22 protein-coding genes are annotated in these 20,697 nt (G+C 65.0%); 20 read left to right on the forward strand and 2 right to left on the reverse strand.

Annotation, left to right across the window (positions count from 1 at the left end; genetic code table 11):
* Positions 1-85: 85 nt before the first annotated feature.
* The 5 genes from N5C91_RS11545 (at position 86) to ppa (ending at position 3,813) form a co-directional block, all read left to right on the forward strand.
* Entirely contained in the window at positions 86-550 is a 465-nt protein-coding gene (locus N5C91_RS11545; RefSeq protein ID WP_236200504.1) for an N-acetyltransferase, read from the forward strand.
* A gap of 88 nt (positions 551-638) precedes the next feature.
* Complete coding sequence (locus tag N5C91_RS11550; RefSeq protein WP_279829721.1) at positions 639-1,523, forward strand: transporter substrate-binding domain-containing protein; 885 nt, start codon at positions 639-641, stop codon at positions 1,521-1,523.
* Positions 1,524-1,717: 194 nt separating this feature from the next.
* On the forward strand, positions 1,718-2,377 hold the full coding sequence (locus N5C91_RS11555; RefSeq protein ID WP_236200506.1) for a DedA family protein: 660 nt from the start codon (positions 1,718-1,720) through the stop codon (positions 2,375-2,377).
* 6 nt (positions 2,378-2,383) lie between these two features.
* Positions 2,384-3,202 (forward strand): zinc-dependent peptidase, encoded by an 819-nt coding sequence (locus tag N5C91_RS11560; protein ID WP_279829723.1) that lies wholly within the window; start codon positions 2,384-2,386, stop codon positions 3,200-3,202.
* Positions 3,203-3,282: 80 nt separating this feature from the next.
* Complete coding sequence (gene ppa / locus N5C91_RS11565; protein WP_017521720.1) at positions 3,283-3,813, forward strand: inorganic diphosphatase; 531 nt, start codon at positions 3,283-3,285, stop codon at positions 3,811-3,813.
* Positions 3,814-4,034: 221 nt separating this feature from the next.
* On the opposite strand, the gene N5C91_RS11570 is transcribed toward ppa, so the two are convergent.
* Positions 4,035-5,621, reverse strand: a complete 1,587-nt coding sequence (locus N5C91_RS11570; protein ID WP_279829724.1) for an MBOAT family O-acyltransferase — start codon at positions 5,619-5,621, stop codon at positions 4,035-4,037.
* A gap of 262 nt (positions 5,622-5,883) precedes the next feature.
* Here N5C91_RS11570 and N5C91_RS11575 point away from each other — a divergent pair, with 262 nt between their 5' ends.
* Positions 5,884-7,014 (forward strand): hypothetical protein, encoded by a 1,131-nt coding sequence (locus N5C91_RS11575; RefSeq protein WP_236200509.1) that lies wholly within the window; start codon positions 5,884-5,886, stop codon positions 7,012-7,014.
* Here N5C91_RS11575 and N5C91_RS11580 read toward each other — a convergent pair.
* Positions 7,011-7,979 carry a hypothetical protein gene (locus N5C91_RS11580; protein ID WP_279829726.1) on the reverse strand — a complete coding sequence of 323 codons (969 nt, stop codon included), beginning with the start codon at positions 7,977-7,979 and terminating at the stop codon, positions 7,011-7,013. The genes N5C91_RS11575 and N5C91_RS11580 overlap by 4 nt on opposite strands.
* A gap of 300 nt (positions 7,980-8,279) precedes the next feature.
* Here N5C91_RS11580 and N5C91_RS11585 point away from each other — a divergent pair, with 300 nt between their 5' ends.
* The 14 genes from N5C91_RS11585 (at position 8,280) to N5C91_RS11650 (ending at position 20,640) form a co-directional block, all read left to right on the forward strand.
* Complete coding sequence (locus N5C91_RS11585) at positions 8,280-8,870, forward strand: START domain-containing protein (protein WP_279830027.1); 591 nt, start codon at positions 8,280-8,282, stop codon at positions 8,868-8,870.
* A 127-nt stretch (positions 8,871-8,997) separates the two neighbouring features.
* A complete protein-coding gene (locus N5C91_RS11590) occupies positions 8,998-9,243 on the forward strand; it encodes an exodeoxyribonuclease VII small subunit (RefSeq protein WP_024764669.1) in 246 nt (81 codons plus the stop codon).
* Positions 9,240-10,127 carry a (2E,6E)-farnesyl diphosphate synthase gene (ispA, locus tag N5C91_RS11595; RefSeq protein ID WP_279829728.1) on the forward strand — a complete coding sequence of 296 codons (888 nt, stop codon included), beginning with the start codon at positions 9,240-9,242 and terminating at the stop codon, positions 10,125-10,127. The genes N5C91_RS11590 and ispA overlap by 4 nt, the downstream gene beginning before the upstream one ends.
* Before the next feature lie 131 nt (positions 10,128-10,258).
* On the forward strand, positions 10,259-10,933 hold the full coding sequence (locus N5C91_RS11600; RefSeq protein ID WP_081517237.1) for a GntR family transcriptional regulator: 675 nt from the start codon (positions 10,259-10,261) through the stop codon (positions 10,931-10,933).
* A 113-nt stretch (positions 10,934-11,046) separates the two neighbouring features.
* Entirely contained in the window at positions 11,047-11,991 is a 945-nt protein-coding gene (locus N5C91_RS11605) for a 4-hydroxyproline epimerase (RefSeq protein ID WP_279829733.1), read from the forward strand.
* Positions 11,988-13,100, forward strand: a complete 1,113-nt coding sequence (locus N5C91_RS11610) for an FAD-binding oxidoreductase (protein WP_279829735.1) — start codon at positions 11,988-11,990, stop codon at positions 13,098-13,100. The genes N5C91_RS11605 and N5C91_RS11610 overlap by 4 nt, the downstream gene beginning before the upstream one ends.
* Positions 13,093-13,329 (forward strand): 2Fe-2S iron-sulfur cluster-binding protein, encoded by a 237-nt coding sequence (locus N5C91_RS11615; protein WP_279829737.1) that lies wholly within the window; start codon positions 13,093-13,095, stop codon positions 13,327-13,329. Before N5C91_RS11610 ends, N5C91_RS11615 begins: the two co-directional genes overlap by 8 nt.
* Positions 13,326-14,573 (forward strand): FAD/NAD(P)-binding oxidoreductase, encoded by a 1,248-nt coding sequence (locus N5C91_RS11620; protein WP_279829738.1) that lies wholly within the window; start codon positions 13,326-13,328, stop codon positions 14,571-14,573. Before N5C91_RS11615 ends, N5C91_RS11620 begins: the two co-directional genes overlap by 4 nt.
* A gap of 169 nt (positions 14,574-14,742) precedes the next feature.
* Positions 14,743-15,522 carry an AraC family transcriptional regulator gene (locus tag N5C91_RS11625; protein WP_236200516.1) on the forward strand — a complete coding sequence of 260 codons (780 nt, stop codon included), beginning with the start codon at positions 14,743-14,745 and terminating at the stop codon, positions 15,520-15,522.
* A 480-nt stretch (positions 15,523-16,002) separates the two neighbouring features.
* Positions 16,003-16,809: a transporter substrate-binding domain-containing protein gene (locus tag N5C91_RS11630; RefSeq protein ID WP_279829740.1), complete on the forward strand. Its 807-nt coding sequence runs from the start codon at positions 16,003-16,005 to the stop codon at positions 16,807-16,809.
* 70 nt (positions 16,810-16,879) lie between these two features.
* Positions 16,880-18,598 (forward strand): aconitase family protein, encoded by a 1,719-nt coding sequence (locus N5C91_RS11635; RefSeq protein WP_279829742.1) that lies wholly within the window; start codon positions 16,880-16,882, stop codon positions 18,596-18,598.
* The gene (locus N5C91_RS11640; RefSeq protein WP_024764661.1) at positions 18,598-19,263 is read left to right on the forward strand and encodes an amino acid ABC transporter permease; all 666 of its coding nucleotides are present in this window, start codon (positions 18,598-18,600) and stop codon (positions 19,261-19,263) included. Before N5C91_RS11635 ends, N5C91_RS11640 begins: the two co-directional genes overlap by 1 nt.
* 11 nt (positions 19,264-19,274) lie before the next feature.
* Positions 19,275-19,925 (forward strand): amino acid ABC transporter permease, encoded by a 651-nt coding sequence (locus N5C91_RS11645; protein ID WP_236172521.1) that lies wholly within the window; start codon positions 19,275-19,277, stop codon positions 19,923-19,925.
* Positions 19,918-20,640, forward strand: coding sequence for an amino acid ABC transporter ATP-binding protein (locus N5C91_RS11650; RefSeq protein ID WP_236172520.1), 723 nt, complete (start codon positions 19,918-19,920; stop codon positions 20,638-20,640). The genes N5C91_RS11645 and N5C91_RS11650 overlap by 8 nt, the downstream gene beginning before the upstream one ends.
* Positions 20,641-20,697 lie beyond the last annotated feature (57 nt).

The following is a 20,697-nucleotide window of genomic DNA, read 5'->3' on the forward strand; positions in this document are numbered from 1 at the left end:
GGTGCAGCATCGGACCAATGGCTATTCGCTGGCATAGCCCCTGCATTGCCATACCAGCCCACCCACCTCCCGCCGAGGCCCGCTTATGCGCATCGTGCAAGCCACGCTCGACCACCTCGATCTGCTCGCTCCGTTGTTCGTCAGATACCGCGAGTTCTACGGCATGCTGCCCTACCCCGAGTCCTCGCGGAAATTCCTCGAGAAGCGCCTGCGCCGCAAGGAATCGGTGATCTACCTGGCCCTGCCGGATGACGACGACAGCAAGCTGCTGGGCTTCTGCCAGCTCTATCCCAGCTATTCCTCGCTGTCGCTCAAGCGCGTGTGGATTCTCAACGACATCTACGTCGCCGAAGATGCCCGCCGCCAACTGGTCGCCGACCACCTGCTGCAGACCGCCCGGCAGATGGCCCGCGAGACCCAGGCGGTGCGCATGCGCGTATCCACCAGCGTCAACAACGAAGTGGCGCAGAAGGTCTACGAGTCCATCGGCTTCCGCGAGGACAGCGAGTTCAAGAACTACATCCTGCCGATCAGCGACGACCTGAACTGAGGCCGGGACCGGCCCGCTGGCATCAGCGGGCCCGGAGCATTAGAGTGCCAGTATCGGAATTTCCGCGGCCTCCGCATGAAGGGATCCCATGCGTATTTCCCTGCACGTTCTGCGCACCGCCTGCCTCTGCCTAACGCTCCTGGGCGCCACGGCCCAGGCCCAGACCGTGCGCGTCGCCACCCTGGAGTGGGCGCCCTACGTCGGCAGCGACCTGCCGGGCAATGGCCTGGCCAGCCGTATCCTCAACGAAGCCCTGGCACTCAATGGCGACAAGGCCGAACTGGTCTTCCTGCCCTGGCAACGGGCGCTCAACGAAACCCGCGAAGGCCGCTTCGACGCGCTGATGCCGGCCTACCTGTCGCCGGACCGCAGCCAGGACTTCTACACCTCGATGCCGCTGCTGGACTCCCAGCTCGGCTTCTTCCGTCGCCGCGACCGTGCCCTGCCGATCAACCCCCGCGACCTCGACAGCCTTCGTCCCTACCGCATCGGCGTGGTGCGCGGCTACGTCAACCAGGTGGGCTTCGACGCCGCCGACTTCCTCAACAAGGACGTGGTCAGCAGCGACTGGCAGAACCTGGAAAAACTCCTGCGCGGGCGCATCGACCTGGCCGTGGTCGACCGCTACACCGGCTACCAGTTGCTCAGCCAGAACGCCCCGGCGCTGCGCGAACAACTGGAGTTCGTCGACCCGCCGCTGGAGGTCAAGCCGCTCTACGTGCTGGTGCCGAAGAAGCGCGCCGAAGGCGAAGCCCTGGCCGCCAGCCTCGACCGTGGCCTGCGCACCCTGCGCCGCAGTGGCCGCCTGCAGCAGCTGATCGCCGAGGCACGCCTGGAAACGGCCATGAACACCCGCGAAGTCGCCGCCCACCCACTGGCCGAGCAACTGCCGAAGGCCGGCGCGGAGCACGGTGCGGCCCTGTCGCCCAGGACCACGCCGGACCTGCTGAGCTGGCAGGCCAGCCTGCTCTGAGCAGCCATTGCGTAGCGCTCCAGCATTTGTCACAAGGCGTTGCCGCGCCAACAGCGACAGGATTTTCACGCAGAAGCTGTAATATCCTCCCGCAGACCTTCGTCGCAGGATTCGACGGAGCGTGCCCCCGGCAGCCCGACCGCGCCTTATAATGGACGGCCCGGCCGTTCTCCTTGTTGTCAGACAGGCTTCTCATGGAATTCAACCCGATCGACCTGATTCTCCACCTCGACACTTACCTGTCGCTGGCGGTGGCCAACTACGGCACCTGGATCTACGCCATCCTCTTCCTGGTGATCTTCTGCGAAACCGGCCTGGTGGTGACCCCCTTCCTGCCGGGCGACTCCCTGCTCTTCATCGCCGGCGCCATCTGCGCCACCGGCGGCATGGACCCGTGGATGCTCGGTGGCCTGCTGCTGATTGCAGCCATCAGCGGCGACAGCACCAACTACGTGATCGGCCGGACCCTGGGCAAGCGCCTGTTCAGCAATCCGAACTCGAAGGTCTTCCGCCGCGATTACCTCGACCAGACCCACGCCTTCTACGAACGCCATGGCGGCAAGACCGTGACCCTGGCGCGCTTCCTGCCCATCGTGCGCACCTTCGCGCCCTTCGTCGCCGGCATGGCCTACATGCCCTACGCACGTTTCCTGTTCTTCAGCGTGGCCGGCAGCATCGCCTGGGTTGGCGGCCTGGTGACCCTGGGCTTCTTCTTCGGCAACGTGCCCTTCATCAAGCAGAACCTCTCGGTGATGATCGTCGCCATCATTGCCTTCTCGCTGGTGCCCATGCTGATCGGCTTCATCCGCCACAAACTGCGCCCCGCGGCCAAGGCCCAACCCGGCGAGCACTGATCCACCATGTGGTCCCTCAGCGCCTGGCGCCGCCGGCGCTTCCTCACCCGCTATCCGCTCGACGCAGAGCTGTGGACGCAGGTGCGCCAGCACCTGCCGATCCTCGACGGCCTGAGCGAAGAGGAACTGCGCCGGCTCGGCGAGCGGGCGCGGCTGTTCCTGCGCGACAAGCGCCTCTCACCGCTGCCCGGCATCGAACTGGATGACTATCGCCGCCTGCTGCTGGCCACCCAGGCCGAGCTACCGCTGCTGCACCTGCCGGACCTCAACTGGTACGGCGGTTTCCATGAGCTGGTGGTGTATCCCGACGACTTCGTCAGCCCACAGAAGCACCGCGACCCCGCCGGCGTCATGCACGAATTCGACGACGAGCGCGCTGGCGAAACCTCGCTGCAGGGTCCGGTGATCCTCGCCTGGCCGGGCGTGGAAAGCGGTGGCGGCTGGGACGCCTACAACCTGGTGATCCACGAGCTGGCACACAAGCTCGACATGCTCAACGGCGACGCCAACGGCCTGCCACCACTGCACCGCGACATGCGCGTCGCCGACTGGGCCGCGGCCATGCAGGCCGCCTACGACGACATGAACCGCCAGCTCGACCGCGACCCGCAGGCGCACACCGCTATCGACCCGTACGCGGCCGAGAATCCTGCCGAGTTCTTCGCCGTCACCAGCGAGTACTTCTTTACTGCTCCGGACCTCCTTCAGGCGGCCTACCCCAAAGTCTATGAGCAGCTTTCGCTGTTCTACCGGCAAGATCCGCTCTCGCGCCTGCACCGGCTACAAGCCGAGCACCCCGAATATCAGGAAACTCAGGCGCACTAGGCGATGTCTGTGGCTTGGACACGGCAATCTGCCTATAATCCGCCGCACTTTTTCGGCCCGACCACTATCTGGAGTCGTCCATGAGCTACAGCAGCATCCCGGCTGGCAAAGACCTGCCGAACGACATTTACGTCGCCATCGAGATCCCGGCCAACCACGCGCCGATCAAGTACGAAATCGACAAGGACACCGACTGCCTGTTCGTCGACCGTTTCATGGCCACCCCGATGTTCTACCCGGCCAACTACGGCTTCATCCCGAACACCCTGGCCGACGACGGTGACCCCCTGGACGTGCTGGTCGTGACCCCGTATCCGGTCGCTCCGGGCTCGGTGATCCGCGCCCGTCCGGTTGGCGTGCTGAACATGAGCGACGAAGCCGGCGGCGACGCCAAGCTGATCGCCGTGCCGCACGACAAGCTGACCGTCCTCTACAAGGACGTGAAGGAATACACCGACCTGCCGGCCCTGCTGCTGGAGCAGATCAAGCACTTCTTCGAGAACTACAAGGATCTCGAGAAGGGCAAGTGGGTGAAGGTCGAAGGCTGGGGCGACGCCGCCCAGGCTCACGACTACATCACCAAGGCCGTCGCCGCCTTCCAGGCCAAGTGATGGTTGCGGGGTAACCCCCGCCGTGAAGAAGCCCCGCCCCGGTGGGGCTTTTTTGTGACCGCGATTAGGCTTTTCGTCCCGACTTTGTTACCATCTGCGCCCCGCGAGCAGCTCACTGCATCGCCACAGAATCAAGGCGGTCTGCCCTACCAGAAGTAAGGTTGGACCACCCCCTGAAAGCCGGCCACAAGCCGGCTTTTTTAATGCCTGCGATTTACCCGTCAGTAGTTGTAGTAGTTGAATGGCGAGGCTGCGTTGGACAGGATTCGCAACAGGCACAGCGCAAAGACAGCTCCCAGGGCAAGCGTCCAGAATGGCCCTGGTACTACGACCTGACGGCCAAACCACTGGACACCCGGCAGCCTGGGTATCAAGCCCGCATGCAGCAGGTTGGTGGAATCCTGGACCGGGCGGTAGCGCCCCAGAAGCTGGATGGAGTTCGGCGCGCAGGCGCTGATACCCCAGGCCAATGCGATGAAAAGCAGCGCCTCGACGGTACCAATCCAGGCAGTCACCCACTCACCGCCTCCCATCCCGGCCAGCATGCCAACCGCCAGCGTCATCGGCGCGGGCAGCAACGACGGCAACATGGGAAGCGCAGCCGCTTCGCTAGCGCCCGCCATACCCTCCAGCATGCGCCAGGCTCCCCCCAGATTGTGCGACATGAAAAAGCAGCCCAGGACGATCAGCAGGAGCTGAGTCTGCGCCCACCCCAGACATTGACGTGCACGGCCCAGGTTACGCGTCGCGCGTTTGCGCCAGACCAGTCGGCGCGCATGCTGTGCCGTGACAATGACGCCATGCAGCGCCCCCCAGGCCAGGAACGTCAAACTTGCCCCGTGCCACATACCAGCCAGAATCATGGTGATCGGCAAGGCCGCAAGGTGTCGCCTGATGACCAATCGTCGGCCGGCAAGAGGCCGAAACACATGCTCGCGGATGAATTGGGTGACGGTGATGTTCCAGCGATTCCAGAACTCATCCATGCTGACCGACTTGAAAGGCGAGTAGAAATTGAGCGGCAATCGGATTCCCACGACGAGTGCCAGGCCACAGGCCATGTCCGAATAACCTGAGAAATCGAAATAGAAGTTGAGGAAACCGGCAACTGCCGCGATCCATGCCGACAGCAGGTCCAGGGACTGGCCCGCATCGGATGCGCGGAACAGCACCGTGGAGTAAAGCCCCAGCGGATCGGCAATAAGCACCTTCTTCGCCAAGCCAATGATGAAAAGACTGATTCCGGCGAAAAGATTCGAAGCACGCAGGGCAAAGGTACTCGGCCGCCCAAGTTGCCGAAGCATGTCCCGATGACGAACCAGCGGCCCCGCGACTAAATGCGGAAAGAAGCAGATGACAAACGTATAGTCCGGCAGACGAATGCGCTCGCCACTCTTGCCGAGGGACACCAGATAAGCGATCTGCTGGAAGGTGAAGAACGAAATTCCCAACGGCAAAGCGCGTTCCGCAGGCACCGGGAACTGCGGCCAAACCAGGGCCAAGTATCCACCCCAGGTATGGCCAACCTTGAACCATGCCAGCAGCAGCAGGTTGGCCACCACTCCAATGGCCAACCAGGAACGTCGCTGCTCTTTCGCCGCACCACACAGTACCCCTGCAAGCCAATAATTCCCTGCCAGGGATAACAGCAGGACCGGGATGTCATGCGGATTCCACAAGCCATAGAAGCCAACAGACGCCGCTATCAAGCAGAATTTTGGCGCGGCCGGACCGGCGCGACGTACAAAGAGTGTGAGCGAGAGCGCGCAGGCCGCGAGCAGCATGAACTGAAGGGTATTGAAGAGCATCCACGTTCCTTGTCGAACCATCCACACAAGTTCACGGCAAACTGCAAGGGCGGCCTCACATAGCCAAAGCTGGGTATTCCACACCATTGGTGAACACATGAATAGCCCGGTTTTCCGCTCCGCCCCCGCTCACGCCCAAGTATCAGAGTTGAAACATTCATATAATGGCCGGATGCCAGATTGCCCCGTAGTATCGGCGGCACAAAAATGTCCGACACACGTTCCACTGTCGACAGTTTGAAGTCTTCGACGGAGCTATCCCATGAGCCTGAAACAACAAAGACAACAACCACTGGACTCGAGTGAATGGTCTCGCGCGTTCTTCAAGTACCTGCGGGCTGAAGTGCTTCCATTGCGTCCTTCCCAGTACGACCTGTCGAATACCTGCAACCTTGTCTGCGAGGGCTGTCTGTTCTTCGCGGGAGATGATCATGACGGTCATGTACCGGAAAATGATCTGGACAAGGTCGACCGTTTTTTCGCAGGGGAAGCGGCACGCGGCGTGAACTACGCGGAAGTGGCCGGTGCAGAGCCGGCTCTTGTGGAGAACAAGCTGCTGGTCATGGCGAGACACATCCCACGAGGCGTGATCTATACCAACGGGACACGCAAGCTAAGCAACGAACTCAATTATCGTCTGCAAATCTCGCTTTGGGGGCTGCCGGAGGAAAGCCGAAAGCTGCGCGGCGCCAATATCGTCGGCAAGCAGCTGCGCAACTACCGCAACGACCCGCGAGCTATATTCGTCTTCACGGTAACGCGCCAGAACATCTCCAGCATTCCCGAGATGGCCAGATTCTGTGCGGATGAAGGCGTCCGACTCAGCTTCAACCACTACAGCCCGACCCAGGACTATCTAACCCGCTTGCAGCAAGGCGCCAGGGAGCGCTCCGATTATTTCCGGTTCAGCGATGACCAAGACAATCTATTGCTCGAACCGGAACATCTCGCCCGCTCGCAATCGCTCATTGCAGAGGCGCTGGAAGAGTACCCCGGGCACATTCTATACAACGCCCGGTTCAACCAGTGGGTCCACCAGAACAGCCTGTATGACATCGACCCGCAGACGGGCATCGCCACCAACTGCGCCGCCCGCGTTACCCACCACTATCGGCACTTTCACGTCGACCTCAGCGACGCCGGTGAAGTGAAATGCTGCACTCCCAACATCGCCTGCCAATCTTGCCGTCTGTATGCGCAGTCGCTGGGGAGCGCGTTGCAACGGCAGACTCGCAGCTCCCGGCGGGGCAAGGATTTCGATCAGTGGCTGCAATTGTGGAAGCTGTGGCACCAGTTGTTCTGGGGCGATCTGCCAGCCCGCTTCGATCACACGCCGGTAATGAGCAGACAGTTGATTCCGCTCCGGGAACTGGAGACCTCGCCTATCGGCTAAGGCAACAGTTCATTGGCAACGTATTGGCTTACTCGTACACCGCCCTTGCGGTTGAGGTGATGGAGATCGGCAATCTCGTCGTTGCCGAAGGTCCACTCGTTCAGATAAAGCATCCGAACGCCCAACAGTGCCCCAAGATCCTGACGAATGAGTGAATGCTCAATCGGGTCAGGCTCGATGAGCAGTACCGGTTCCTTGCCATGCCCGCGAACGATCGCAATCAGGTTGCGCAACTGCACAACCCGTTCGGAGTCATAGGCCTCCTCCCGGCGATCTCTCCAAACGACTTGCTGCTGCCAGTCAGTAGTGCTCGTGGAAACGATGACACCATCTCCGTTGGCATACACCACAACGCTGCGCTGCGCGTTGCCACGCAGCAGCATCGGCCTGCGCGGATCGTCACAAGGGTTACCGCCAAGAACGGCACCGAGGCGCGCCAGCTCATCGGCCAACCCTGCTCGCCGGCAAGGCAGGGCTCGTATATCCGGCGTCACCGCCGTGAACAGCGTATTGATCGGCAGCAGCCCGAACCAATCCGTGAGCGACAGCGAGCCGACGCATTGCGGGGCATGGGATGCGTAGAAGCGGAGATCGTCCCACGTCCACATCCGAGGGCATGAAGGAGCGGAGAACAGAAACTGTGCCGGTACCGGGATAACCACGGTTCGTTGCGCACGACGGGCAGCCTGCTCCAAAACTCCGGGCATCTCATCGGGCAAAACCTCGGGAATACCGAAATTGAAGAAGCGCATTCCGGAACGGTTCATCAGCACAGTATCGAACTGGTTCAACGTCCGCGATGAACCAACTATTACGACGTCGGGCGGTGGACTCTGAACGTCGAGCAGCAGCCCTTTCCACACTTTGTTCTCTTGCCAGAACCCATAGCTTGCCAGCAGTCTGGCGCCAAAAAGGCAAAGCAGATTCACCGCCACTACCCCCAGCAGTGCCAGCAGCGGAATCATCCAGGCACTACGCCGAAATCGGCGATACAGTGGGGATAGAGTCGACACAGGATACGGACCGCCATTCGAATAGAGACACCGAGCCTGCGCCGCACAGACACATGCGAAAACCAGCACGAATAGCCGGCCATTACACATGACTTCCGACCTTGAAGAAAGCCCGGCACAGCGCAGAGGGCCCCGACTGCAGGTTAGAGTTCTCATGCACGCAGTTGCCAGGGTACGCACTTGGAGTCGACCAACGTCTTTCGTGGTGACCTCGTCATGAAATCTATTCTGCTGTTACTCGCCATACCGTTCATGACGCCTCTGTTCGTCCAGGCCCAAGGCAGCGACTGGCAGCTCGCCAAGGACCAGGACGGCGTGCGGGTCTACCTCAGCGAAGTGCCTGGTTCGCGCTACAAGAGCTTCCGTGGCGTGACGCTGGTGAAGGCCGATGTCGCCACGCTCGGCCACTTGCAGGAGAACCTGCGCGTTTCCTGCGCGTGGCTCTATGCCTGCGCGCAGATGCGCCTGCTCAAGTACAGCGACGAAGCCATCTGGGTCTACCTCGACACCAAGCTCCCCTGGCCCGCCGCCCCGCGTGACCTGGTGCTGAAGGTGAGCACCGAGCAGACCCCGGACGGCGGCATGATCCGCCACCTGCAGGCCGCGCCGGACTACATTCCGCCGGTGCAGGGCCGCATCCGCGTGCCATCGCTTTCCGGCACCTGGCAGATGACCCCGAAGGGCCCGAAGCTCACCGAAGTCACCTATGAAATGCGTGGCGAACCCGGCGGCAGCGTGCCGTCCTGGCTGGCGAACCAGTTCGTGGTGGACGCTCCCTTCGAATCGCTGCGCATGCTGAAACTGGTGGCGGAACACCAGGGCGTCCGCGACGGCGGCGACTAGAACACCGGCCCCGGCAAGCCGCCGGCGATGCTTGCGCGGCAAGCCGCCGACTGACCGGGGATTTGCCCGCAAGGCCCGTCTCTGCTAGTGTCGCGAGGTTTCCGAATACCCCCGCCGAGATGTCCGCATGGCCCGCAAGAAAGCTTCCCTCGACTTCGAACAGTCCCTCGCCGAGCTGCAAACGCTGGTAGAGCGCCTGGAAAGCGGCGAGCTGTCGCTGGAGGACTCGCTGGGTGCCTTCGAGCAGGGCATTCGCCTGACCCGTGACTGCCAGGCGGCACTGACCCAGGCGGAGCAGAAGGTGCAGATCCTGCTGGAACGCGATGGCGAGCTGAGCGAAGCACCCTTCGATCCGGAAGGCGAAGACGCATGATCTCGGCCTACCAGGCGCGCTGCCAGGCGCGTGTCGATGCTGCGCTGGAAAAACTCTTCGTCGCCCCCCGCGAAGAACTCACCCGCATTTACGCCGCCATGCGCTACAGCGTGGTCAACGGCGGCAAGCGCGTGCGTCCGCTACTGGCCTACGCGGCCTGCGAAGCCCTCGGGGGCGAAGCCGAACGTGCCGACGGCGCGGCCTGCGCGGTGGAGTTGATCCACGCTTACTCCCTGGTACACGACGATCTGCCGGCGATGGACGATGACGCCCTGCGCCGCGGCCAGCCGACTACCCACATTGCCTACGACGAAGCCTGTGCGATTCTTGCCGGTGACGGCCTGCAGGCATTGGCATTCGAGGTGATCGGTAACGCCCAGCTCAATCCGCAGGATGCTCAGACCCGTCTCGACATGCTGATGATCCTCACCCGCGCCGCCGGTTCCGCCGGCATGGTCGGCGGCCAGGCGATCGACCTGGAATCCGTGGGCCGCAGGATCGACCAGACGGCGCTGGAAACCATGCACCGGCACAAGACCGGCGCGCTGATCGAAGCCAGCGTGCAGCTCGGCGCCCTGGCCAGCGGCCGCGCCAACGCCGACGCGCTGCAAGCCCTGCGCCGTTACGCCGAGGCCGTGGGCCTGGCGTTCCAGGTGCAGGACGACATCCTCGACGTGGAAAGCGATACCGCCACCCTCGGCAAGACCCAGGGCAAGGATCAGGCCCACGACAAGCCGACCTACCCCGCGCTGCTCGGCCTCGACGAAGCGAAGGCCTACGCCCTCGCCCTGCGCGACCAGGCGCTGGCCGCGCTGGAAGGCTTTGGCGATAGCGCCGAACCGCTGCGCGCCCTCGCCCGCTATATCGTCGAACGCCGCAACTGATTCCCCGGCACGCGCATTGCGTGTGCAAATCCCGAGATTCATCCATTGCGATGAGCGCTCGCCGGTGCTTCACTGCATCGCAGGGATTTCGTATACCATATCCGACACTAGCCACCTGACCGGACAGCATCGTGCCGCTACGCAACGCCCCCAACCTGGGTATCGTCCCCTCCGCCTCGGAGACCATCGCCAAGCACCTGCGCGAGGCGATCATTTCCGGCCAGATGGCGGAACACGAGCCGATCCGCCAGGACGACATCGCGCAGATCTTCAACGTCAGCAAGATCCCTGTGCGTGAGGCGCTCAAGCGTCTGGAGGCCGAGGGGTTGGTGGAGTTCCAGCGCAACAAGGGTGCGCTGGTGACGAAGATTTCCGAGCCGGAACTCGCGCAGATGTTCGAAGTGCGCGTGGTCCTGGAGGTCCAGGCATTGCGCCTGGCGATCCCCAACATGAGCGCGCAGACCTTCGCCCGCGCCGAGAGTATCTGTGCCGAGTTCGTCGGCGAGGATGACATCGGCCGCTGGGCCGAGTTGAACTGGGAGCTGCACGCCTGCCTCTACGAACCGGCGCAGCGGCCATACCTGGTCGGGCTGATCCGCTCGATCCACGACAAGGTGGAGCGTTACCTGCGCCTGCAGATGAGCATGTCCGACGGCAAGGAACGCGCCGACCACGAGCACCACGACATCCTCGACGCCTGCCGCGCCGGCGATGCCGATCGTGCGGCGCGCCTGCTGGAAGAGCACATCAACGGCGTCTGCCGCACGCTCTACGAGCACCTGCCGAACCGGCCAACGCCGAGCTGATCGAAAAGACCCGCTGTGCCGATTTCATCATCGGCCCGGCGGAAAACCCTCAAGCTCCGATTCCCGCCCCGCGCCACCCTAGGGTCAACCACAAGACCACCTCAGGGGGCAGTATGAAACGCATCCAGGTTCTCGATTCCCACACCGGCGGCGAACCCACGCGCCTGGTGCTCGACGGCTTTCCCGATCTGGGCAAGGGCAGCATGGCCGAGCGCCGCGCGCTGCTGGCCAGGGAGCACGACAGTTGGCGTGCCGCGACCGTGCTGGAGCCGCGCGGCAGCGATGTGCTGGTCGGCGCGCTGCTCTGCGAGCCGGTGGACCCGAGCGCCTGTGCCGGGGTGATCTTCTTCAACAACACCGGTTACCTGGGCATGTGCGGCCACGGCACCATCGGCCTGGTGGTCTCGCTGGCGCACCTGGGGCGCATCGGTCCCGGCACGCACAAGATCGAGACGCCGGTGGGCACCGTCGAAGCAACCCTGCACGACGACCGCTCGGTGAGCGTGCGCAACGTCCCCTCCTATCGCTACCGCAAGCAGGTACCGGTGCAAGTGCCCGGCCACGGGCTGGTGCATGGGGATATCGCCTGGGGCGGCAACTGGTTCTTCCTGATCGCCGATCACGGCTTGCGCGTGGCCGGCGACAACCTGGACGAGCTGACTGCCTACACCGTCGCCGTGCAGAAGGCGCTGGAAGACCAGGGCATCCGCGGCGAAGACGGTGGCCTGATCGATCACATCGAGCTGTTCGCCGACGACCCCGAAGCAGACAGCCGCAACTACGTGCTCTGCCCCGGCAAGGCCTACGACCGCTCGCCCTGCGGCACCGGCACCAGCGCCAAGCTGGCGTGCCTGGCCGCTGACGGCAAACTCGCCGCCGGCGCCGCCTGGCGCCAGGCCAGCGTGATCGGCAGCCAGTTCGAGGGCCGCTTCGAGTGGCTCGGCGAGCCTGCCAAGGGGCGCATCATCCCGACCATCCGCGGGCGCGCCAACATCAGCGCGGAAGCCACCCTGCTGCTGGAAGAAGACGACCCGTTCGCCTGGGGCATTCGCCCGTGAGCGATGCGGACATCATCGTCATCGGCGCCGGCATCATCGGCGCCGCCTGCGCTCACGCCCTGGCCCGTCGCGGCCTGGACGTACTGGTGCTGGATGCGCGCCTGCCCGGCGCCACCGCCGTCGGCATGGGCCACCTGCTGGTGCTCGACGACAATGCCGCCGAGCTGGCGCTGAGCAACTACTCGCTGCAGCGCTGGCGCGAGTGGGGCCAGGACATGCCCGCCGAATGCGCATACCGCAGCAACGGCACGATGTGGCTGGCGGCCAATGACGAAGAGATGGCCGAAGCTGAGCGCAAGCTTGCCGTGCTGCGCGAGCACGGCGTCGCCGCAAGACTGCTGAACAGCGCCGAGCTGCAGCAGGAGGAACCCGAGCTGCGCAGCGACCTGCACGGCGGGCTGGAGATCACCGGCGACGGCATACTCTACGCCCCGCGCGCCGCCGCCTGGCTGCTGGAGTCGGCGCTGAAGCCGATCCGCCAGCGCCAGGCCAAGGTGGTGGAAATCGACGAGCCCCGCGTGCGCCTGGACGACGGCCAGTGGCTGAGCGCCAAGGCCATCGTCCTGGCCAATGGCATCCAGGCCACGCAGCTCTGCGCCGACCTGCCCATCGAACCGAAGAAAGGCCACCTGCTGATCACCGACCGCTACCCCGGCAAGGTGCGCCGCACCCTGGTGGAGCTGGGCTACGTGACCAGCGCGCACAACGCCAGCGGGCCTTCGGTGGCCTGCAACATCCAGCCGCGCCCCACCGGCCAGTTGTTCATTGGCGCATCCCGGCAGTTCGGCACCACCGATCCGCAGGTGGAAGGCTGGATGCTGGCGAAGATGCTGCGCCGCGCCGTGGACTACATGCCCGGCCTGGCCAACCTCAACGCAATCCGCAGTTGGGCCGGCTTCCGCGCCGCCAGCCCGGACGGCATGCCGCTGGTGGGCGAGCACCCGCAGCGCCCCGGCCTGTGGCTCGCTGTCGGCCACGAAGGCCTGGGCGTAACCACCGCGCCGGGCACCGCCGACCTGCTCGCCGCGCAGCTGTGCGGCGAGCCGTTGCCGCTGCCGGCCGAACCCTATTCCCCGCGCCGCTTCCTCGGAGCCACCGTCCATGCCTGAGCTGATTCTTGACGGCCGCCCGCTGCGTGTCGTCGCCGGCACCACGGTGGCCGCCGCGCTTGCCCTCGGTGCCGACGGCACTACACGCACCTCGGTCAGTGGCCAGCGCCGCGCGCCGCTATGCGGCATGGGTGTCTGCCAGGAGTGCCGGGTGACCATCGATGGCCAGCGCCGCCTGGCCTGCCAGACGCTGTGCCGCGACGGCATGCAGGTGGAGACGCACCCATGAGCGAGTCCGTCGATATCGTCATCATCGGTGCCGGGCCGGCGGGAATGTCCGCAGCGCTGGCCGCCGCGCCCAGCGGCGCGAGCATCGTCATCCTCGACGACAACCCGCTGCCCGGCGGGCAGATCTGGCGCGACGGGCCCAATGCGCACCTGCCGCGCGCCGCTCTGGAGCTGCGCGAAAAGGTCGCCGCCTGCGCCAACATCAGGATTCACAACGCCACCCGCGTGGTGGCCCTGGCCGGCGAACGCGGCCTGCTGCTGGAAGACTTCGAACGTGGCTGGCGGCTGGATTACGGCAAGCTGATCCTCTGCACCGGAGCCCGCGAACTGCTGCTGCCCTTCCCCGGCTGGACGCTGCCCGGCGTCACCGGCGCAGGCGGGCTGCAGGCTCTGGTGAAAGGCGGCGTGCCGGTGGACGGCCAGCGTGTGGTGATTGCCGGCAGCGGCCCGCTGCTGCTGGCCAGCGCCGCCACCGCCCGCGCCAACGGCGCAAGGATTGTGCGCATCGCCGAGCAGGCCTCGTGGGCCGCTTTGGCCAGCTTCGCCGTGAAGCTGCCGCGCTGGCCGAACAAGCTGCTGCAGTCCTTCGGCCTGTACGACCCGGGCTACCGTGCCGACAGCCACGTCATCGCCGCCCTGGGGACCGATCACCTGGAAGGCGTGCGAATCAGCCAGGGTGGCAAGCTGAAGGAAATCGAATGCGACCGGCTGGCCTGCGGCTTCGGCCTGATCCCCAACGTGCAACTCGGCCAGGCGCTGGGCTGCGCGGTGGACGACGGCGCAATCCGCGTCGACTCCTGGCAGGCAAGCAGCCGCGACGGTATCTACGCCGCGGGCGAATGCACCGGCTTCGGCGGCTCGGAGAAAGCCCTGGTGGAAGGTCGCATCGCCGGCCACGCCGCCGTGAGAGAACACGACCGTGCCCGCGAACTCTGGTCGCAGCGCCAGCGCTGGCAGGGCTTCGCCGACGCACTGAAAAAGGACTTTGCCCTCGACCCGCGCCTGAACCAGCTCGCCCAAGCGGACACCCTCGTCTGCCGCTGCGAAGACGTGCCGTACTCCGCGCTCGCCGGCAAACCGGACTGGACCGCCGCCAAGCTTGCCAGCCGCTGCGGCATGGGCGCCTGCCAGGGCCGCGTGTGCGGCGCGGCGGCCAAGCAGTTGTTCGGCTGGCAACCGCCAGCGCCGCGCCCGCCGTTCAGCCCGGCGCGGGTGGAAACCCTGCTGCAGCTCGCCGAAGACTGAAGGATGGCGGATAACGCTTGGGGCGTTATGCGCCCTACGCATCACACCCCGTAAAGCGCATAAAGCGGCACGTCTTATCCGCCGCCTTTGCCTCTGCAAATTGACTACGGCGGATAACGCCCGAGGCGTTATTCGCCCTACCACGAAGGCCCTTCGCCCCGTATTCTCCATGTTCCGACAGCCGACTCGCCTCCCGATGCACGACCTGATCCCCCAGGATGCCCGCGACCTGGACAGCCTGCTGCAGACCCTTGCGCAGATATCCCCGCTGCTCGATGCCATGCCCGGCGTGGTGTTCTTCATCAAGGACACCGCGGCGCGCTACGTGCTGGTCAACCAGACCCTGGCGCGGCGCTGCGGCGTGAAGGATGCCCGCGAGCTGCTCGGACGCACCGCCGAGGAAGTCTTCCCGTCGCGCTTCGGGCCGATCTATACCGAGCAGGATCGCCGCGTACTGGAAAGCGGCGGCCAGCTCAGCGACCAGCTGGAACTGCACCTCTACCCCGGCCGCCTGCCGGGCTGGTGCCTGACCCACAAGCTGGCGCTGCGCGATGCGCAAGGCGTGGTGATCGGCATGGCGGGGATTTCCAGCGACCTGCAGGCGGCGCAATCCACGCACCCGGCGTATCAACGTCTGGCAGCGGTGGACGCCTATATTCGCGAGCACTTCGACAAGCCGATCAACCTTGCCGAACTGACCGAGCTGGCCGGCCTCTCCGTTGCCCAGCTGGAGCGCCACTGCAAGCGCATCTTCCAGCTCACGCCCCGGCAGATGATCCACAAGGCGCGCCTGGGTGCAGCCACGCGGCTGCTCGGCGAGGACCTGCCGATCACCGAGATCGCCCTGCGCTGCGGCTATACCGACCACAGCGCCTTCAGCCGGCAGTTCCGCGCGCTGACCGGGCTGTCGCCGACGCAGTATCGCGAGTCGCAAACCTCGCCCAACTGAACACTTCCCTCCGCGTAGGGCGGATAACGCCTGTGGCGTTATCCGCCGCCAGCCAAGGCACGAATGCGCAAACGACGGATAAAGCGTGCCGCTTTATTCGCCCTACGGGACTACACGTCCTGAAAGTTTGTGCCTGGGCGGTTCGCGAGCAAGCTCGCTCCTACAGAAGGCCTGCGCGGCGGCTGCTCTTCGTAGGAGCGAGCTTGCTCGCGAACACTCTTCAGCCCCGATCAGCGTGCGACACGTGAGTGCTCCCATACGGGGCAGCGGAACACGCTCCTGCTTCATTTGGTAACAGCGCGCGGAACCCTCCTACAGTTGATTAGGCAGGCTCTCTGCCAGCAATCCCCCAAACACCGGGCCCTGCGACCCATGAGTCACGCCCGGGTGGTTTCTGGCACATGCCTTGCTCTAAGAAATATCGTATACGAAATCCATAATACAAAAATCGCTGCACAACACTGACTCAGAGAGGCCCCCATGAAATTCACCCGAATTGCTCTAGCCCTCACCGCTGTGTTCCTCGTCGGCCAGGCCCAGGCCGACAAGCTCGACGACATCATCGAATCCGGCAAGTTGCGCTGCGCCGTCACCCTGGACTTCCCGCCCATGGGCTCGCGCGATGCGCAGAACAACCCGGTCGGCTTCGACGTGGATTACTGCAACGACCTGGCGAAAGTCCTCGGTGTTACCGCCGAAGTGGTCGAGACGCCCTTCCCGGATCGTATCCCCGCACTGGTTTCCGGCCGCGCCGACGTGATCGTCGCCTCCACCTCCGACACCCTGGAGCGCGCCAAGACGGTCGCCATGACCATCCCCTACTTCGCCTTCCAGATGGTGGTGCTGACCCGCGAGGACACCGGCATCACCAAGTACGACGACCTCAAGGACCGCCCGGTGGGCAACACCAGCGGCACCTATGAAGCCATCGCGCTGGAGAAGGACGTGAAGAAATGGGCCGGCAAGGGCTCCTTCCGCGCCTACCAGAGCCAGAACGACACCATCCTCGCCGTCGCCCAGGGCCACATCGACGCCACCGTGGTCACCAACACCGTCGCCGCTTCCACCCTGAAATCCGGCAAGTACAAGGGCCTGAAGGTCGTCGGCAACGCACCCTACGTGATCGACTACGTCTCGCTGGCCGCCGCGCGCAACGAGTACGGGCTGATCCACTACCTCAACCTCTTCGTCAACCAGCAGGTCCGCACCGGCCGTTACGCCGAGCTGTACGAGAAGTGGGTGGGCGGCGCCCCGGTCGATCTCACCGTTCCCCACGTGTACTACTGACAGCGGGTGCGACATGTCTTCGATGCAGGCTTCAAGGGTGCGGGACTCACGCCTGACAGGGCGGGTCCTGATGGGGGGTAGCGCCGAAGGGGCGCTACTCCATGCCGACACCGGGCTGAGCTTCTGGGGAGGCGTCGAGCCTTTCACGGGCGAGGTCATCGACCGCCACCATCCGCTCTCCGGCAGCTTCCTGCCCGGACGGGTGCTGGCGATTCCCAGCGGACGCGGCTCCTGTACCGGCAGCAGCGTGATGCTGGAAATACTGCTCAACGGCCACGCGCCGGCAGCCCTGCTGCTGGCCGAGCCGGACGAGATCCTCACCCTCGGCGTGCTGGTGGCGCAGGCGTTGTTCGGCCGCTCCATCCCGGTGCTGTGCCTGGGCCACGAGGGTTTCGAGCAGTTGTCCGCGGGCGGCTGGGCCCGTATCGAAGACGGACAGGTAACACTCACCGCCGAGCGCCCTGCCGATGGCTGGCAGGGCGTGATGGCCAGCGATGCCGGCCCGCTGCCGGAAGGCCTGGCGCTCAGCGCCGGCGACCATGAACTGCTCGATGGCCAGCACGGCAAGGCCGCCCAGGCCGCCATGCAGATCGTCCTGCGCATGGCCGCGCTGCAAGGCGCGAAGGACTTGCTGGACATCGCCCAGGCGCACATCGACTGCTGCATCTATACCGGCCCCGCCAGCCTGCGCTTCGCCCGCCAACTGGCGGACTGGGGCGGCAAGGTGAAGGTGCCGACCACCCTCAATTCCATCTCCGTGGATCACCGCCGCTGGCGCGAACTGGGCGTCGACAAGGCCTTCGGCGAGCCCGCTGCCGCGCTGGGCGATGCCTACATGGAGATGGGCGCGCAGATGAGCTACACCTGTGCGCCCTACCTGCTGGACAGCAAGCCGAGTCTCGGCGAACAGGTCGTGTGGGCCGAGTCCAACGCCGTGGTCTACGCCAACAGCGTGCTCGGCGCGCGGACCCTTAAATACCCGGACTACCTCGATATCTGCATCGCCCTCACCGGCCGCGCGCCGAACGTCGGCAGCCACCGCGACGAAGGCCGGCTGGCCGTGCTGCGGATCGATGTCGAGCTGCCGGCCGACCATGACGAATCGATCTTCCCGCTGCTCGGCTACCACATCGGCGAGCTGTGCGGCTCGCGCATCCCGGTGGTCGACGGCCTGCAGCCGCTGGCGCCGGACAGCGACGCGCTGAAAGCCTTCGGCGCGGCCTTCGCCACTACCTCCGCTGCGCCGATGTTCCACATCGCCGGCGTCACCCCGGAAGCGCCGGACGTCACTACCGCGCTGGGCGGCAAGGCCCCGCAGCAACACCTGCGCGTCACCCCGGCGGACCTGATCGCCTCCTGGCGCGAGCTGGACCACGCGGCAGAACCCAGCGTGCAACTGGTGTCCCTGGGCAACCCGCACTTCTCCGCCAGCGAGTGTACCGAGCTGGCCAGGCTGCTCGCTGGGCGCCGCAAGCATCCGGGTGTCGCGCTGGTCGTCGCCCTCGGCCGCGCCGTGCAGGAAAAAGCCCGCGCCGCTGGCGACGTGAAGGTGCTGGAAGACTTCGGCGCGCAACTGCTCAATGACACCTGCTGGTGCATGATCGGCGAGCCGGTGATCCCGCCGGACTGCACCACGCTGATCACCAATTCGGCGAAGTACGCCCACTACGGTCCGGGCCTGGCCGGGCGCCAGGTGCATTTCGGCAGCCTGGCCGCGTGCGTCGAGGCGGCCTGCAGCGGGCGCGGTGACGCTGGTGTGCCGCGCTGGCTGAGCGAGGGGGTGCGCTGATGTTCAACTACAGCTTCCACTGGCGCTCCGCCTTCAAGGCCCTGCCGGACATGCTCGGCGGCGCCTGGGTAACCCTGGAAACCGCCGCCCTGTCGATGATCCTCGGCGTGCTCATCGCGCTGCTGCTGACCGTCATGCGGCAGATGAAGAACCCGCTGCTCAAGGGTTTCGCCGACACCTGGGTATCGATTGCGCGCAACACCCCGTCGCTGTTCCAGATCTACATCCTGTACTTCGGCCTGGGCTCCTTCGGCCTGCATGTCAGCTCCTGGGTGGCGCTGCTGGCGGGGATCACCTTCAACAACGCCGGCTACCTCGCGGAGAACTTCCGCGGCGGCCTCAAGGCCGTGCCGGACACCCAGATGCGCGCCGCGCGCTCGCTGGGCATGAGCGCCTTCCAGGCGTACCGGATGATCATCGTTCCGCAGCTGCTGCGCATCGTCTATTACCCGCTGACTAACCAGATGGTCTGGGCGGTGCTGATGACGTCGCTGGGCGTGGTGGTGGGCCTGAACAACGACCTCACCGGCGTGACCCAGGACTTCAACGTGCGCACCTTCCGCACCTTCGAGTACTTCGCCCTGGCCGCGGTGCTCTATTACCTCATCGCCAAGGTCATCGTGGTGGTCGCCCGCCTGCTGAGCTGGCGGCTGTTCCGCTACTAGGAGAAGCACGCATGTTTTCCACGAGCTTCACCGTCAACGACCTGATGTTCCTGCTGCAAGGGGCCTGGGTCACCGTCAAGCTGACCGTCGGCGCCATGCTCATCGGCACCCTCGCCGGCATCGTCCTGGGCTGGCTGCGCGCCACCCTGCCGCGCGCCACGATGCCGGTCGGCTGGTTCCTCGACATCTTCAGAAGCGTGCCGCTGCTGATCCAGTTCGTGCTGTTCAACTCGCTGAAAAGCATCGTCGGCCTGAACTGGAGCGCTTTCACCGTCGGCTGCCTGGTACTGGGCGTGTACGCGGCGGCGTTCTGCACCGAGATCATCCGCAGCGGCATCCTCGCCGTCGGCCCGAACATCCGCCGCGCCAGCCGCTCGCTGGGCCTGACCTACTGGCAGGACCTGCGCTACATCGTGCTGCCGCTGGCCGCGCGGGTGGCCTTCCCCGGCTGGCTGAACCTGGTGCTGGGGGTGATGAAGGACACCGCGCTGGTCATGTGGATCGGCATCGTCGAACTGCTCCGCGCCTCGCAGACCATCGTGACGCGCATCCAGGAACCCCTGCTGGTGCTGTGCGTCGCCGGGGTCATCTATTACCTCATGAGTTGGGTCGTGGCGCGCCTCGGTGCCCGGCTGGAAAAAAGGTGGCAGGAAAATGATTGAAATCGACAACGTGCACAAAGCCTACGGCGATCTGGAAGTGGTCAAGGGCGTCAGCCTCACCGTGAAGAAGGGCGAGGTGGTCTCGATCATCGGCGGCTCGGGGTCGGGCAAGTCCACCCTGCTGATGTGCATCAACGGCCTGGAGCCGATCCAGCGCGGCAAGATCCGCGTCGATGGCATCGAGGTCCACGCCAAGACCACCGACCTGAACAAGCTGCGGCAGAAGATCGGCATCGTCTTCCAGCAGTGGAACGCCTTCCCGCACCTGACGGTGCTGGAGAACGTCATGCTCGCCCCGCGCAAGGTGCTCGGCCTGTCCAGGGAAGAAGCCGAGGCAATGGCGGTGAAGCAACTCAGGCACGTCGGCCTGGGCGACAAGCTCAAGGTGTTCCCGCAGAAGCTCTCCGGCGGGCAGCAGCAGCGCATGGCGATCGCCCGCGCACTGGCCATGTCGCCGGACTACATGCTGTTCGACGAAGCCACCTCGGCACTCGACCCGCAACTGGTGGGCGAGGTGCTCGACACCATGCGCCTGCTCGCCGAAGAGGGCATGACCATGGTCCTGGTGACCCACGAAATCCGCTTCGCCCGCGATGTGTCCGACCGCGTGGCGTTCTTCCGCGATGGCCTGGTCCACGAGATCGGCTCGCCGGAGCAGGTGATCGGCAACCCGCAGCGGGCGGAGACGGCGGAGTTCCTCCGTTCGGTGAACTGACAAGAGCCCCTCACCCTAACCCTCTCCCGCAAGCGGGAGAGGGGACTGATCGGTGCA

The organism is Pseudomonas sp. GD03903 (assembly GCF_029840045.1).
GTDB lineage: Bacteria > Pseudomonadota > Gammaproteobacteria > Pseudomonadales > Pseudomonadaceae > Pseudomonas > Pseudomonas pseudonitroreducens.

Coding starts and splice junctions, on each gene's coding strand:
- N5C91_RS11545 (WP_236200504.1), top strand. CDS start 86: ATGCGCATCGTGCAAGCCACGCTCGACCACCTCGATCTGCTCGCTCCG.
- N5C91_RS11550 (WP_279829721.1), top strand. CDS start 639: ATGCGTATTTCCCTGCACGTTCTGCGCACCGCCTGCCTCTGCCTAACG.
- N5C91_RS11555 (WP_236200506.1), top strand. CDS start 1,718: ATGGAATTCAACCCGATCGACCTGATTCTCCACCTCGACACTTACCTG.
- N5C91_RS11560 (WP_279829723.1), top strand. CDS start 2,384: ATGTGGTCCCTCAGCGCCTGGCGCCGCCGGCGCTTCCTCACCCGCTAT.
- ppa (WP_017521720.1), top strand. CDS start 3,283: ATGAGCTACAGCAGCATCCCGGCTGGCAAAGACCTGCCGAACGACATT.
- N5C91_RS11570 (WP_279829724.1), bottom strand. CDS start 5,621: ATGCTCTTCAATACCCTTCAGTTCATGCTGCTCGCGGCCTGCGCGCTC.
- N5C91_RS11575 (WP_236200509.1), top strand. CDS start 5,884: ATGAGCCTGAAACAACAAAGACAACAACCACTGGACTCGAGTGAATGG.
- N5C91_RS11580 (WP_279829726.1), bottom strand. CDS start 7,979: ATGATTCCGCTGCTGGCACTGCTGGGGGTAGTGGCGGTGAATCTGCTT.
- N5C91_RS11585 (WP_279830027.1), top strand. CDS start 8,280: ATGACGCCTCTGTTCGTCCAGGCCCAAGGCAGCGACTGGCAGCTCGCC.
- N5C91_RS11590 (WP_024764669.1), top strand. CDS start 8,998: ATGGCCCGCAAGAAAGCTTCCCTCGACTTCGAACAGTCCCTCGCCGAG.
- ispA (WP_279829728.1), top strand. CDS start 9,240: ATGATCTCGGCCTACCAGGCGCGCTGCCAGGCGCGTGTCGATGCTGCG.
- N5C91_RS11605 (WP_279829733.1), top strand. CDS start 11,047: ATGAAACGCATCCAGGTTCTCGATTCCCACACCGGCGGCGAACCCACG.
- N5C91_RS11615 (WP_279829737.1), top strand. CDS start 13,093: ATGCCTGAGCTGATTCTTGACGGCCGCCCGCTGCGTGTCGTCGCCGGC.
- N5C91_RS11620 (WP_279829738.1), top strand. CDS start 13,326: ATGAGCGAGTCCGTCGATATCGTCATCATCGGTGCCGGGCCGGCGGGA.
- N5C91_RS11625 (WP_236200516.1), top strand. CDS start 14,743: ATGTTCCGACAGCCGACTCGCCTCCCGATGCACGACCTGATCCCCCAG.
- N5C91_RS11630 (WP_279829740.1), top strand. CDS start 16,003: ATGAAATTCACCCGAATTGCTCTAGCCCTCACCGCTGTGTTCCTCGTC.
- N5C91_RS11635 (WP_279829742.1), top strand. CDS start 16,880: ATGGGGGGTAGCGCCGAAGGGGCGCTACTCCATGCCGACACCGGGCTG.
- N5C91_RS11640 (WP_024764661.1), top strand. CDS start 18,598: ATGTTCAACTACAGCTTCCACTGGCGCTCCGCCTTCAAGGCCCTGCCG.
- N5C91_RS11645 (WP_236172521.1), top strand. CDS start 19,275: ATGTTTTCCACGAGCTTCACCGTCAACGACCTGATGTTCCTGCTGCAA.
- N5C91_RS11650 (WP_236172520.1), top strand. CDS start 19,918: ATGATTGAAATCGACAACGTGCACAAAGCCTACGGCGATCTGGAAGTG.